Raw genomic sequence first — 13,014 nt, forward strand, 5'->3', positions numbered from 1 at the left:
TGAGTTAATGTCAAAAATAAAACCTCACTTCATGTTATTGTTGAAGTGAGGTTTTTTTATGCATAAATTTAACTGTTGGCGTTATTATGATGAACAACTGATTTCAAGATGCTTACCCCAATGTGGCGGCAGTTGAGCTAATATTTCTGCGTCTTCATGCTCATCAAAGGGGCGGGCTAATACCGTCATTAATTGATCTATGAGTTTATAATCACCTTGTTGTGCTTTTTCAATGGCTTGTTGGGCAAGGTAATTACGTAAAATATACTTAGGATTGTGTTGCTGCATAATAGCTAAACGTTGGCTATCATTAGGTTCAAGTCGCACCCGTTGTTGATAACGATCTAGCCACTTTCTAAGATCTGAAGTGCATTGGAATAATTCACTGAACAAAGGATTGCTATGAGGTAAGTCTGTCACCGTAATATATGACAATGTTCGAAAGAATAAAGTGTAATCAACATGATGGTGCTGTAACAATTGAAATAGATCTGAAAATAAGATGCTATCGACATCGTCTGTTAGTGTTAATCCTAATTTTTGACGCATGTTATGGCTATATTGCTGCTGTAACTGGTGTTGGTAATGCTCTAAACCATGATCTATAGCGTTTTTTTCTAAAAGTGGCGTTAGGGCGTAACCTAAAGCCGATAAGTTCCATAAGGCGATGGCAGGTTGTTGATCAAAAGCATAACGGCCAGAATAATCTGAATGATTACAAATATAATGAGGGTCATAATCGTCAAGAAAACCAAATGGACCATAATCAAATGTTAGTCCGAGTATCGACATATTGTCAGTATTCATGACGCCATGTGCAAATCCTACTGCTTGCCAAGCTGCTATCATTGTTGCAGTGCGATGACAGATCTGTTTAAACATTTCGGCATAAGGGGAGCTTGCAGTGGTTAATTCAGAAAAATGGTGTTCAATTACATAATCCGCTAAGTGTTGTAGTTCGGTATGTTGGTTACTATAAAATAAGTATTCAAAATGCCCAAAACGAAGATGACTTTCTGCAACTCGAATCAGTGTGGCGGCTGTTTCTATTTTTTCTCGTACAACCGATGTTTCGCTACCTATAATGGCTAAAGCATGTGTTGTTGCAATACCTAGACCTTCCATTGCGGCACTGGCAAGGTATTCACGAATAGATGAGCGTAAAACCGCACGTCCATCTCCCATTCTAGAATAAGGTGTTTTGCCTGAGCCTTTTAGATGTAAATCCCACTTAGCGCCAGCACTGGTAATGACTTCACCAAGTAGAAGTCCACGTCCATCACCAAGATCGGGATTATATTGCCCAAATTGGTGCCCACAATATTTCATTGCTAAAGGTGATAATCCTGCCAATGTTGCTTTACCGCTAAATACATCAACAAAGGTTGGCTCAAGTGCGGTAATGGAAGCTAGCTCAAGTTTTTCTGCTACAAGTGGATTAAAATGCACTAGAAAAGGGTTATCTAAAGGCTGTGGAGTAACCCGTGTCCCTAAATTATCAGGAAGATCACAATAGCTATTAGCAAATGTCAGTGTCGATAATGTTTTCATGGGCATACCTAAAGCTAAAAGGGCGTTATTTAAGCTTATCGAGTTATGATAAATAAACAAGGGATGAAAAGTAGGGGTATTAGTTATAATCATGTCAGAGTTTATTTTTTATAAAATTGATAGCTCTTTTAATAAAAAACAAAATAAGCATGTATTTATTAACCATTCATATGATGTTCATTGAAAATATATTATAAATAACGCACTTCTCTATATGTGGAATTATTTTATAGGATTTGACTGCTAATATTTTTTGTAATTTTAGATTTAAATAATGCATCTAATAATTTATTAAATCTTATTTTTCAAGAATTCATCTTGTCGCTAACCTTATTTAAAGGCAATTTGTCATACAAATTGTTATATAAGGAATATTCGCGATGACAAATGAAAAGTTTTTCCAAAATCTATTATCCCATGCTGATATTATTATTAATGGATCTCGCCCTTGGGATCTGCAAGTTCATGATGAACGATTATATGATCGAGTATTAACGGATGGTTCATTAGGCTTTGGTGAAAGCTATATGGATGGCTGGTGGAGCTGTAATGCGATTGATGAAATGATTAATCGCGTTTTACATGCTCGTATTGATGAAAAGCTGGATTTATCAACTAAACTTGCTGTTGGTTTAAAAATTGGCGCATCAAAAGTAAAACACCTTTTTAATCATCAAAGTATTGATCGAGTTACTAAGGATGTACCTTTCCATTATGATTTAGGTAATGACTTATTTGAGTCAATGCTTGATAAGCGAATGACATATACCTGTGGGTATTGGAAAGATGCAATCGATCTTGATAGTGCTCAAGAGGCTAAACTTGACTTGGTATGCCGTAAAATGGGGCTTAAACCAGGTATGCGCTTATTGGATATTGGTTGTGGTTGGGGCAGTTTTATGAATTATGCTGCAGAACATTACGGGGTTATTTGTGATGGTTTAACGCTGTCCAAAGAACAAGCCGCATTAGGTCAACAACGTGCTGATGATTTAAACCTTCCTGTGAAATTCATCCTTAAAGATTATCGTTTACATGAGCCAGAGCAGCCTTATGATCGGGTGGTTTCTATTGGAATGATGGAACATGTAGGTCCTGATAATTATCCTGATTATTTCAACGCTGCTTACCGTTATCTTGCTGATGATGGAATCTTTTTATTACATACCATTGGTAGCCCAAACTCTAAAACAGAAACAGACGCGTGGATAAACAAATATATTTTTCCAAACGGTGTTGTGCCATCAATGACGCAGATTGGCTCTGCTGCAGAAGATTATTTTAATATTGAAGATGTGCAAAATATCGGCCCTGATTATGATAAAACATTAGTCGCATGGAACGATAAGTTTGAACAGAATTGGCCTAAAATATCAGAGCAATACGGTGAGAAATTCTATCGTATGTGGCGTTATTATTTATTGTCATGCGCAGGAGCATTTCGTTGCCGTGATCTTAATGTCTGGCAATTTGGTTTAACGAAAAAAGGTGCTGAATTACCGTTATGTGTACGTTCTAACTAAGATTTGAATAGAATGCATAACTGATAAAAAAGCCCTCAAAATGAGGGCATTTTTGTAGGTTAGTTCTTTATATTGAGTGTTTGTTTAGGTTTTGATTTTTTAGGCTCTGGCGTAATGATGGCCTCAATATCAACAATTTTTGAACGACTCATAATGATCTTCCACCGTTGAATACGTACTGTTTTATCTTCGTCGGTTTCTTTGGTGATCAAGTTAATTAGATGTCTTTTCTCTACCGATTCTTTGGTTACTTGGCCATCTTTGAGTTGGTAAAGACGTTGTGAACCTTTTTCCATTAATGTCGCAACCGCTCGCATATCAAGAATAATAGATTCACGCGTTTGCTCGTAACCACTTAAAAACTTTGTGGGTGACATTCTGGTGGTACTTTTGTAATGCAAAATGGTTTCTTCACGGTGAGAGACATTATGCTTACGGGTTTTTCGAATAATTTCGGGTAAACTGTCGTAGTTTATAAACTCTAACCATTCAAGTTGTTGTCCAATAACATTACCTGTATTAGCATCAAAAAATTGCTTCTTCCACCGTGCTTTACCTTTTCTCATCCATCGCCATAACATGGTTTTTAAGTCATCTTTAAACACTTCACGTGCGGCATAAATGAATGACAGTACAACAATGAAAGAAGCGGTAATATCACCCAACATACCACGTGCTTTTATTAATATTAAAGTAACAAAAATCATCACAATACCCGCGGCGGCACCCGTTACAATCTTACGGGTATTTTTACCGAGCTCGATGGTTTTTTCATTCATGGTGACAGGGTATTCAATTAAACGGCGTAATAAACGCATTTTATTCGACATACGTGTTGGATCTTGCATCGCCCTGACTGAGTTATAATTGTTATCAGTTCGGTGTTGGGATTCCTTTTGACAGATTTCTAATAGCTGTGGCTTAATTTCATTGTACTCAGCTCCACGGGGTAGATGGGCGATGATTTGTAGAAGCCGTTGTTCTGTAAACCAAGATAAATAATTATCAATATTCTCGTAATATTTGAGCAGCTTTTTATCTGTTGGAATGTTGCGACGTAATCGCTTTAAAATTCGAACAGCCAATTGTGCCGCTTCTTCAATTTCTTCTTGTTTAGACTCACTACTATCGCCTAATAATTGCTGGGTTGTTTTTTCCAAGGCTAATGCATATTGGTAGGCATAGAGGCTTAAACTTAAACGATATTGTTCAATAGATAACTTGCCTCGACTTGCAAGGCGACTATGCACTAAAGGCAGATGGTTTATATCACTGAAATAAGTCCGTTTGCCATGAATGGCATTGTGATAAAACTCTTCTTCAGAGATGATATTGGCATTTAAACCCAGCTCTCCTGGGATAAAGATGTACATATCAAGCTGTCGATTAGTTGTTTCTTGAATCACATGAGATATTTTGAGTTTATGCCCATCTTTTTTATCGACAGTAATCACTTTTAATTAGCCCTCCTAGGCAAATGCTAAATGGCATAAATTGGTTGTCATTGAGAGTATATGAGAATATTTTTTTGTCCATTATTTATAAATCGCAATTATTGATGCTAATAGAATGAAAAAACATCAAATAATTGCAGATAGGTTGGGCGAAGGGTCGCAACATCACGTATAATGCCGATATCATAAGCGCAACCCGTTCATTATAACGTATTGCCTAGTCAGCGATAGTGAATTAATTATTGCGGCAAAAAAATTGATTGATAAAGATATTGAACCAACTGCACTGTAAGCGTGTTGTTGCCTATAAAGAGAGTACCTGATACATGATTAAAATTGGACAATACAACACTCTAGAAGTTATCAAATTGGTAGATTTTGGTGTGTTCCTAAATGGTGGTGATGATTTCGGTAATATCTTGTTACCAAAGAACACAGTGCCAGCAGGTACTAAGCTCGGCGACAAGCTTAAAGTTTTCATTTACTTTGACTCTGAAGATGAAGTCATTGCAACGACTGATGAACCATTAGTTGAAGTGGGTGGTTTTGCTAAATTACGTATTGTAGGTGCAACGACAATTGGCGCATTTGCTGATTGGGGTTTACGTAAAGACCTACTGATTCCATTTAGTGAGCAACGTCGTCGCTTAGAAGAAGGCGAAGAAGTGATGGTTCGTGTTTACACGGATCGTGCATCAGGTCGTATTGTTGGCTCTACTAAGTTCAACCGTTTTCTTGATAAAACACCTGCAAACTACAAAGTAGGCCAAGAAGTACAAGTTGTTATCGCTGAAACGACAGAACTTGGCTACAAAGCGGTAATTAATGGTGAGCATTGGGGTTTGTTCTTTAAAACAGAAGCCTTTGGTAAACTATTTATTGGTAAGCAACTAAAAGCGTATATTCAAGAAATTCGTCCAGATGGCAAAATTAACTTATCACTACAAAAAGTAGGCTTAGGCAAAGTTGACGATTTAGCGGATAAGATCCTTACGTCTTTAGAGATCAAAGGTGGCTTTATTCCAGTAAGTGATAAATCAAGCCCTGAAGATATTTTCCGTGTATTCCGTACCAGTAAAGCAACGTTTAAGAAAACGATTGGTGGTTTATACAAAAAAGGCTTAATTGTGATCGAAAAAGACGGTATTCGTCTGAATGATAACGATTAATCACCACTAATTTCGATATTAGTGAACATAAAAAAAACCGACGTTTAACTAGAAATAGTAAATAATGTCGGTTTTTTTATGCATTTTTGTTATGGCTATATTAATCGTTGTCGTGCAATAGCTTTTCGAACTTAGTCATATTCCAGCCCATAAGTACACTATCCCCAACTTTAATGACGGGGACAGAGCGAGCGCCTGTTCGGCTTAATTCTTTTCTGCCTTGTGGACTTGCTACATCGACTAAACGAAAAGGATAACCTTTTGTTTTCATATACTGCTGAGCATCTTTACAATGCGCACAGTTTTTCTGAGTAAACAGGGTAATACGTTTCATCATCATTACTTCGCTATTTGACGCTATTTGATTAGCTACACACAGAACAGTTTGGTTGCTTCATCAATTTCATTTCACGCCAACTCATGCTCATAGCATCGAGCATCAAGATCTTGCCCGTTAATGGCGTGCCAACATTGGTGGCCACTTTTATTGCTTCCATGGCTTGTACCGCGCCAACAATACCAACAACGGGTGACATAATGCCAGCTTCAACGCAGGTTAATGTTTGTTGACCAAAGAGGGCGCTTAAGCACTGGTAGCAAGGTTCACCATCATGGTAGTTATAAACACTTATTTGGCCTTCCATGCGAATAGCAGCCCCTGAAACTAAGGGTGTTTTAGTCTCAAAGCATAAGCGATTTAATTGATTACGTGTATCAACGTTATCACAGCAATCCAACACTAAATCATGTTGTTTTATGAGTGGTAATAATTCGTCATCAGTTAAACGTTTTGCAATTGTCTTAACGGTTAAATAAGGGTTTATTGCCGTTAATGCTTGTTTTGCTGATTCAACTTTAAGCATACCGACCGTCGCATCTGTATGCAAAACTTGGCGCTGTAAATTAGAAACTTCAACTTTATCGTCATCAATAAGGGTGATCTTACCCACGCCAGCAGCCGCAAGGTATTGTGATGAGGCACAACCTAAACCGCCGGCACCTAAGATTAACATTGAAGCGGCTTTTAATGCTTCTTGGCCTTCAAAGTCAAATTGGCGCAGAATAATTTGGCGGTTATAGCGTAGCATTTCTGCATCTGATAATTCAGCACTGGTGTGTTGTTCTGTTGTCATAAGTGAAATTACCGTTATTAGCTGTTTATTCGTATATTAACGACAAATTAGTACATGGTGTGGTTAAACATTTCAATAGTAACGAGTTCGCCCGCCTCAACTCGGCCACGATCTTGTTCTAATACCACAAAGCAGTTAGCGTGGTGCATTGAACTGAACGCGCCAGAGCCTTGGTTGCCAGTTGTTGTTACTTCAAATTGACCATTATTAATGCTATAGATACCACGTTGGAAGTCAGTACGGCCTGGGCGCTTCTTAAACATTGAAGTTGCTTTAGCTTGTAAACGAACAGGGGGTTGATATTGGCTATGACCCGCTAGTTTTGCCAGCATTGGTTGTACTAATTGATATAAGGTCAGCATTGCAGATACTGGGTTGCCAGGAAGGCCACAGAACCATGCATTGTTAATCGTACCAAATGCAAATGGTTTGCCCGGTTTCATGGCAATTTTCCAAAAACCAATTTTGCCTTCTTGGTCTAAAATGTCTTTGGTGTAATCGGCTTCACCGACACTTACACCGCCAGAGGTAATTACCACATCGGCGTCTGTTGATGCGGTTACAAAGGCTTGACGTAGTTTCTCTGGGCAGTCAGGAATAATACCAAGATCTAATACATCACAACCAAACTTCTCTAATAAAGCCTTCATACCATAACGGTTGCTATCGTAAATCTGACCCGCTGCTAATGCTTCACCGACAGGGCGTAATTCATCACCAGTTGAGAAAAAGGCCACTTTAGGACGACGGTATACAGCAAAAGAAGCAATACCTAATGATGCGAGCAGTGGCATTTCACGTGCAGTTAAGCGAGTGCCTTTTACTAATACTGTTTCACCTAAATGAACATCATCACCAACTGGGCGAATGTTGTCGTTTGCTTTTGGCTTGATCGTAAACTGAATGCTATTGCCATCAACATGTGTTTCTTCTTGCATGATAACAACATCAGTGCCTGCTGGAATTTCAGCGCCTGTCATAATACGAACACATTGACCTGCTTCACAAGTGCCAGTAAAAGGGATCCCCGCAAATGATTTACCTATCATGGTTAAAGTATCGGTATGCTCAAGATCCGCGGCGCGAAGAGCATAGCCATCCATTGCTGAGTTAGCAAAAGGCGGTACATTGATAGGTGATAGAATATCTTCAGCAAGCACCATACCCATAGCATCAGTTAATGCTATCGTGGTGATTGTCGTTAGTGGTGATACTTGAGTTAGAATATTATTTAACGCAGTTTCAACAGTCATTAAACCTGGTACGTCGCAGCATCCCATAATCGTATCCATTTTATTTATTCGTGATAATGAAAGTGAGCAGGTCTGAAAAATTCTCAGTTTGAGGTTGCATGTTTTACTCAGTTTCTTACTAAGTATTGTTCAGATTGCTCGTTATTGGGTAGTTTACCCTTTATTGACTACCGCTGTAAGGGATTGAATATACTAAAATACGCTGGAAGACGGTATTAGGAGGTAATTTGGTGGTGAAATTATTCTCATTTGGAGGTATTCTGCTAAGGATTTTAGCGCTGGCAAGGTCAGAAGGGTATGTCTTTTTTATTCTACCTAGGTCAGCTGGAGGAAAAGAATGACAGCATTAAGTGTATCTGCAGTACAAGTACGTGACGCCTTAGCCGCCCGTGATCTAGAAACCCCGATGACGGCTGATGTTGTAAGTCGAGAAGAAAAGAAAGAAAAAATTGAATACCATATGCGTGAGATCCTTTCACTACTAGCGTTAGATCTTACGGATGATAGCTTGGTTGAAACACCGCACCGTATTGCAAAAATGTATGTCGATGAAATTTTTTCAGGTTTGGATTACACCAATTTCCCTAAAATCACAGTGATTGAAAATAAAATGAACTGTGATGAAATGGTGCGAGTAAAAGACATTACATTAACCAGTACTTGTGAGCACCATTTAATTACCATCGATGGTAAAGCGACAGTTGCTTATATTCCACGTGGAAAAATTATTGGTTTATCAAAGATTAACCGTATTGTGCGTTTCTTTTCTCAGCGCCCACAAGTGCAAGAGCGTTTAACGCAACAAATTTTAGTAGCACTACAAACACTACTTGAAAGTGAAGATGTCGCCGTGACTATTGATGCAACTCATTACTGTGTTAAATCTCGCGGCGTAATGGATGCAACCAGTGTAACGACAACGACGGCACTTGGCGGGATTTTTAAACGTAATCCTGCTACCCGTGCTGAATTTCTAAGTGGTATTCGTTAAGCGCAGTGTTTGCTGTAACTGATTGTTATTTAAATGCTAGTCAATGAATGTTGGCTGGCATTTTTTATTTATATTCAAGAGATAGTAAATGGATTTAATTAAGCTATCACGCATTAGCATGAAGCACCTTATTACCTTGCACGTTATGTTAGATACCCTCAGTGTGACAGCGTGTGCTCATCGATTATGTGTTAGTCCATCTTCCGTTAGCAAAACGCTCACTCAGCTTCGAGATACATTAAATGATGAGCTATTTTATCGTAATGGTAATCGGTTGGTTTCAACGCCATTAGCGCGTCGTTTAGGGCCGACAGTGCACCAAATGATCAATGACATGAATCAAATCATGACTCAAGAACAATTTGATGTTGCGCATTATGCGGGGAGTTTTTCATTGTCGATGCGTGAAAGCACTTTTGAGTTAATTGCAGCACCGTTATGTGAGCAAGTATTAAAGTTAGCACCCAATATTCGATTAGATATTTGGTCTAAAGATAATATTGGTGTTAGTGGGCTAGCAAAAGGGGTATTGGATTTTATTATTCTGCCTCATGATCTTAGTCAGCCACCAAATATCGATAATAACTTAGTTTGGGAAACCTTATTTACTGATGAAATGGTGTGTTTAATGTCTAATGAACACCCATTAGCGACTCAACCACTGACCATTGATGATTATTTACATTATGATCATATTGGAATTGTTGATAATGATCTCAGTGTACCATTTTTTGAAATGCAGCTTATTCAGCAACATAGAAAACGTAAAGTTATGGTCAACGTTGCTGATTTTGGTGCAGCAGCGACATTGTGTAAAAATACTAAATTACTGTTTACGTGTTCAAAGAGGTGGGCAGAAGTGGCAGCGCAAGCACAATCGTTGACCATGAAAGAATTGCCATTTAATTATGGCCAAGTTGGTTACAGTTTAGTGTGGTATCAGCCAAGTATGAACGATCCTGCGTTACGGTGGCTGTACCAGCAAATTACAACCGTTGGACATAAAATTGGTCGCTATACATAAACCGTTGGCAGTATTAGATTAGTGATATTACGTTCGGTTAGCTGCATTGCTAATGTTTCAATATCGGTTTGGCTACACGGTGTCCAATTTAATGATTCGCCTGTGACACCATGATGTTGAAACGCATTAAGCTTGATACGAACGTCATTATTTAATGTTGCTAAATATCCTGCAATATCATCGATGTATTGCTCGTAATCGGTGACGTTTGGAATCTGCAATAAGCGTATCTCATATAATTTTTGATGTTGACTTAACCAACAAATACTCGCCAATACTCGGTCATTATCACGGCCAGTTAACCACCGATGAGTGGTGTTATTCCATGCTTTTAAATCAATCATCGCCCCATCAAGGTAAGGGGAGACTGATTGCCACCCTGTAATACTTAAACTACCGTTACTGTCGATCATACAGCTAAGATGTTGCAAGCTAGGATCGGATTTTATCGCTTTAAAAAGGGCAATTATATACGGTAATTGTAATGTTGCTTCACCGCCCGTTACCGTAATGCCATTAATAAAGAATAAATTATCTCTAATTAATGCCAAGGTATCAGTGACTGTTAACTGCTGTGTTTTTGGTGTTGATTGTTTATTACACGTGGTTAGGCATGCATCACACTCAGTACAAGTTGTCATATTCCATACTACAAACGGTTTATTGTTTTGTGTGGTGAGCTGTAATGATTGCGTTGGGCAATTTGGTACACAATCACCACATTGATTACACATATCTATAGTTTGTGGATTATGGCAGTTTTTGCAGCGGTAGTTACACCCCTGCAAAAACAGCACCATTCGATTACCCGGCCCATCAACACATGAGTAGTTCAATATTTTGCTGACGGTAGCAGAAATCATAGTAAGTATTCTTTATTTATTTTGATGGGTAAACAGGTGACATTTCACGACTAACGACACGAGGTTGACGCTCTAGAATATGTGTATTTTCTGATGCTTCAGTACCTAACCAGGTTGTATTTGTGCGTGAGCCTTGTTGTTTAAATTTCGCAATATCAGACAACTTAACCATGTAACCCGTGACACGGACAAGATCATTGCTAGCAACGTTAGCTGTAAACTCACGGAAACCTAACGCTAATGCACCTTTACATAGTTGCATTAATGCGAGTGGGTTGTTCTTAATGGTTTCTTCAAGAGTTAAAATTTCACTGATACCCGATGTATAGTATTTATGATGAGCGGCTAATGCCTTAATGTGCATTACAGGGTCGGGTTCAGTACCGTAAGGAATACGAATGCCGGGTGTGACTTCGTGATCACAACTAATACCACCTTGAGAGTGTAATAATGCTCGACCATTAAAACCGTATTTTACTGGGGTTGTTGTTACAATGTCACTTAATGTTGCACTGATTTTTAACCCAATGGCATTAGCATCTTCATTATGACCATATTGTGCCGTTGAGCCTGATTTCTCCATCAGAATATTAACGGCTTCTGCCATACCATAAATACCAAACATAGGGGCAAAACGATCTTCATTAATCAAACCTTCTGTGGTTAAGAAGCCAGTAAAGAAGTTTGATTCTTGATGTAAGAATGTTGAACGCGCATCAATAAGTTCAAACATTAGTACACAATAATGAGGCAAGGTCGATGCTAAAAAATCTTCAATGCTATTACTTTGCAATGCCACTTCTTTTAAATTAAGCCGGACAAGTGTATTTGCACCACCCGCAAGCGGAAGAGAGTTATAGCAACTTACAATACCGAATCCTTGTTTGCCAAAAGCATCTGAGAACATTGGATAGTTAGCGATATGTGGCTTACTGCACTCACAGATATTATTACATGCTTGTTGTAGCAGGCTATCTGGCGTGGTTGTGGGGTCGTACATAAAGGTTAAATTTGGTGCGACTTGCTTAAGCTCAGCATCAATCTTCAAAATCATACGACAAACAATGTTGTCTGTTGGGCCAATATTAACGTGCATAAACGCATCTGGAAGGGTGCGATCTAACATTATCCAAAAGTTTTTCAGTTTACGGTAAAGAGCGTCTTCGCTGATGTCACTAACAAAAGGCAGTAAGATTTGATCAAGTTGGCCAAGGTAAACGGGAATATTGGTAACAGAAGGTACATGATGATAAATAATAGTCAGCAGGTTGATGGCTTCATCTAAATTCGTTGCCGGTTCAAGCTCTAAGTATTCTGAACCTTGTTGTAAAAATTTGGCGTAATCAGGAAGAACATAACGTGGCTTAAAGGGGGCATTACCTTCAAACATATCACAAATAATACCAGCTTCTTTTGCAGCTAACACCGAATCAGAGATAGGCATGTAATCTACAAGAGCTTCAGCTTCTAATGACAGGAACAATGTTTTTTGTTTTGCACTAAGTGTTGCATCAGTAATGATGTTTTTGATCTTGCTTTGTGATGTCATTGCTATGTTCTTCTTATATCCATAGGTTTTATGTGGCTAATCTAGCGTATGTTTGTTTTTTCCAGAAGTGAAAAAGAAGGAATGGTGTTTTTCTAAAAAGGAAATCCGTGGTGATGATAGTGAATCAATGTTTGTGTGGTTAAATATAGATGCCAATATTGAATTGAGCTCAAAGTGAAGGTTAGGTTATGCAATTATAATAACCATAACGAAAGGTAATTGCTTTTTTGGGTAATAGAAGGCGATGGAAGGGGCAATGTTGTATCGACACAATAACAATTCAGCTTAATTATCGAACAAATATTAAGCAGAAAAGCGAAAAATCCATTTTTTTACGTTATATAAAACTTTTAATAAAAAACTGTTTTTTTAGTGTTGAAATGAAAAAATAAATTTTAAGTTCTTTTTAATCAGTGTGTTATTTATGTTTTTTGTGCAATTTCTAAATAAAAAATTATGATGCGGCATAATTAATTTTTAAAGTTTCATTTTTTGAATTGTATC

Annotated in this window: 11 protein-coding genes; 4 read left to right on the plus strand and 7 right to left on the minus strand. The window is 38.1% G+C overall.

Annotation, left to right across the window (positions count from 1 at the left end):
* Window positions 1-84 precede the first annotated feature (84 nt).
* Entirely contained in the window at window positions 85-1,551 is a 1,467-nt protein-coding gene (locus C9I86_RS04995) for a YdiU family protein (protein WP_107275809.1), read from the minus strand.
* 380 nt (window positions 1,552-1,931) lie between these two features.
* Between C9I86_RS04995 and cfa the strand changes: the two genes are divergently transcribed.
* On the plus strand, window positions 1,932-3,074 hold the full coding sequence (gene cfa, locus C9I86_RS05000) for a cyclopropane fatty acyl phospholipid synthase (protein WP_107275810.1): 1,143 nt from the start codon (window positions 1,932-1,934) through the stop codon (window positions 3,072-3,074).
* A 59-nt stretch (window positions 3,075-3,133) separates the two neighbouring features.
* On the opposite strand, the gene C9I86_RS05005 is transcribed toward cfa, so the two are convergent.
* On the minus strand, window positions 3,134-4,528 hold the full coding sequence (locus C9I86_RS05005) for a hypothetical protein (RefSeq protein WP_080157311.1): 1,395 nt from the start codon (window positions 4,526-4,528) through the stop codon (window positions 3,134-3,136).
* A 326-nt stretch (window positions 4,529-4,854) separates the two neighbouring features.
* Between C9I86_RS05005 and C9I86_RS05010 the strand changes: the two genes are divergently transcribed.
* Window positions 4,855-5,697 (plus strand): S1 RNA-binding domain-containing protein, encoded by an 843-nt coding sequence (locus C9I86_RS05010; RefSeq protein ID WP_080157312.1) that lies wholly within the window; start codon window positions 4,855-4,857, stop codon window positions 5,695-5,697.
* 100 nt (window positions 5,698-5,797) lie between these two features.
* Here C9I86_RS05010 and C9I86_RS05015 read toward each other — a convergent pair whose 3' ends face one another.
* From C9I86_RS05015 to moeA, 3 genes are read right to left on the minus strand one after another with little or no spacing between them, the layout of a single operon-like run.
* Window positions 5,798-6,037, minus strand: a complete 240-nt coding sequence (locus C9I86_RS05015; RefSeq protein WP_369925039.1) for a glutaredoxin family protein — start codon at window positions 6,035-6,037, stop codon at window positions 5,798-5,800.
* Between the two features lie 25 nt (window positions 6,038-6,062).
* Window positions 6,063-6,830, minus strand: a complete 768-nt coding sequence (moeB, locus tag C9I86_RS05020) for a molybdopterin-synthase adenylyltransferase MoeB (protein WP_107275811.1) — start codon at window positions 6,828-6,830, stop codon at window positions 6,063-6,065.
* Between the two features lie 47 nt (window positions 6,831-6,877).
* Complete coding sequence (moeA, locus tag C9I86_RS05025; protein WP_080157314.1) at window positions 6,878-8,110, minus strand: molybdopterin molybdotransferase MoeA; 1,233 nt, start codon at window positions 8,108-8,110, stop codon at window positions 6,878-6,880.
* A 310-nt stretch (window positions 8,111-8,420) separates the two neighbouring features.
* On the opposite strand from moeA, the gene folE reads away from it, so the two are divergent.
* Together folE and C9I86_RS05035 are read left to right on the plus strand one after the other, a co-directional pair.
* On the plus strand, window positions 8,421-9,074 hold the full coding sequence (gene folE / locus C9I86_RS05030; protein WP_080157315.1) for a GTP cyclohydrolase I FolE: 654 nt from the start codon (window positions 8,421-8,423) through the stop codon (window positions 9,072-9,074).
* Window positions 9,075-9,162: 88 nt separating this feature from the next.
* Window positions 9,163-10,098 (plus strand): LysR family transcriptional regulator, encoded by a 936-nt coding sequence (locus tag C9I86_RS05035; RefSeq protein WP_107275812.1) that lies wholly within the window; start codon window positions 9,163-9,165, stop codon window positions 10,096-10,098.
* Here the strand turns inward: C9I86_RS05035 and C9I86_RS05040 are convergent.
* Window positions 10,089-10,961 carry a YjjW family glycine radical enzyme activase gene (locus C9I86_RS05040; RefSeq protein ID WP_107275813.1) on the minus strand — a complete coding sequence of 291 codons (873 nt, stop codon included), beginning with the start codon at window positions 10,959-10,961 and terminating at the stop codon, window positions 10,089-10,091. The genes C9I86_RS05035 and C9I86_RS05040 overlap by 10 nt on opposite strands.
* Before the next feature lie 16 nt (window positions 10,962-10,977).
* Window positions 10,978-12,510, minus strand: coding sequence for a YjjI family glycine radical enzyme (locus C9I86_RS05045; RefSeq protein ID WP_080157318.1), 1,533 nt, complete (start codon window positions 12,508-12,510; stop codon window positions 10,978-10,980).
* Window positions 12,511-13,014: the final 504 nt, after the last annotated feature.

It is taken from the genome of Photobacterium sp. NCIMB 13483 (assembly GCF_003025475.1).
Lineage (GTDB): Bacteria > Pseudomonadota > Gammaproteobacteria > Enterobacterales > Vibrionaceae > Photobacterium > Photobacterium piscicola.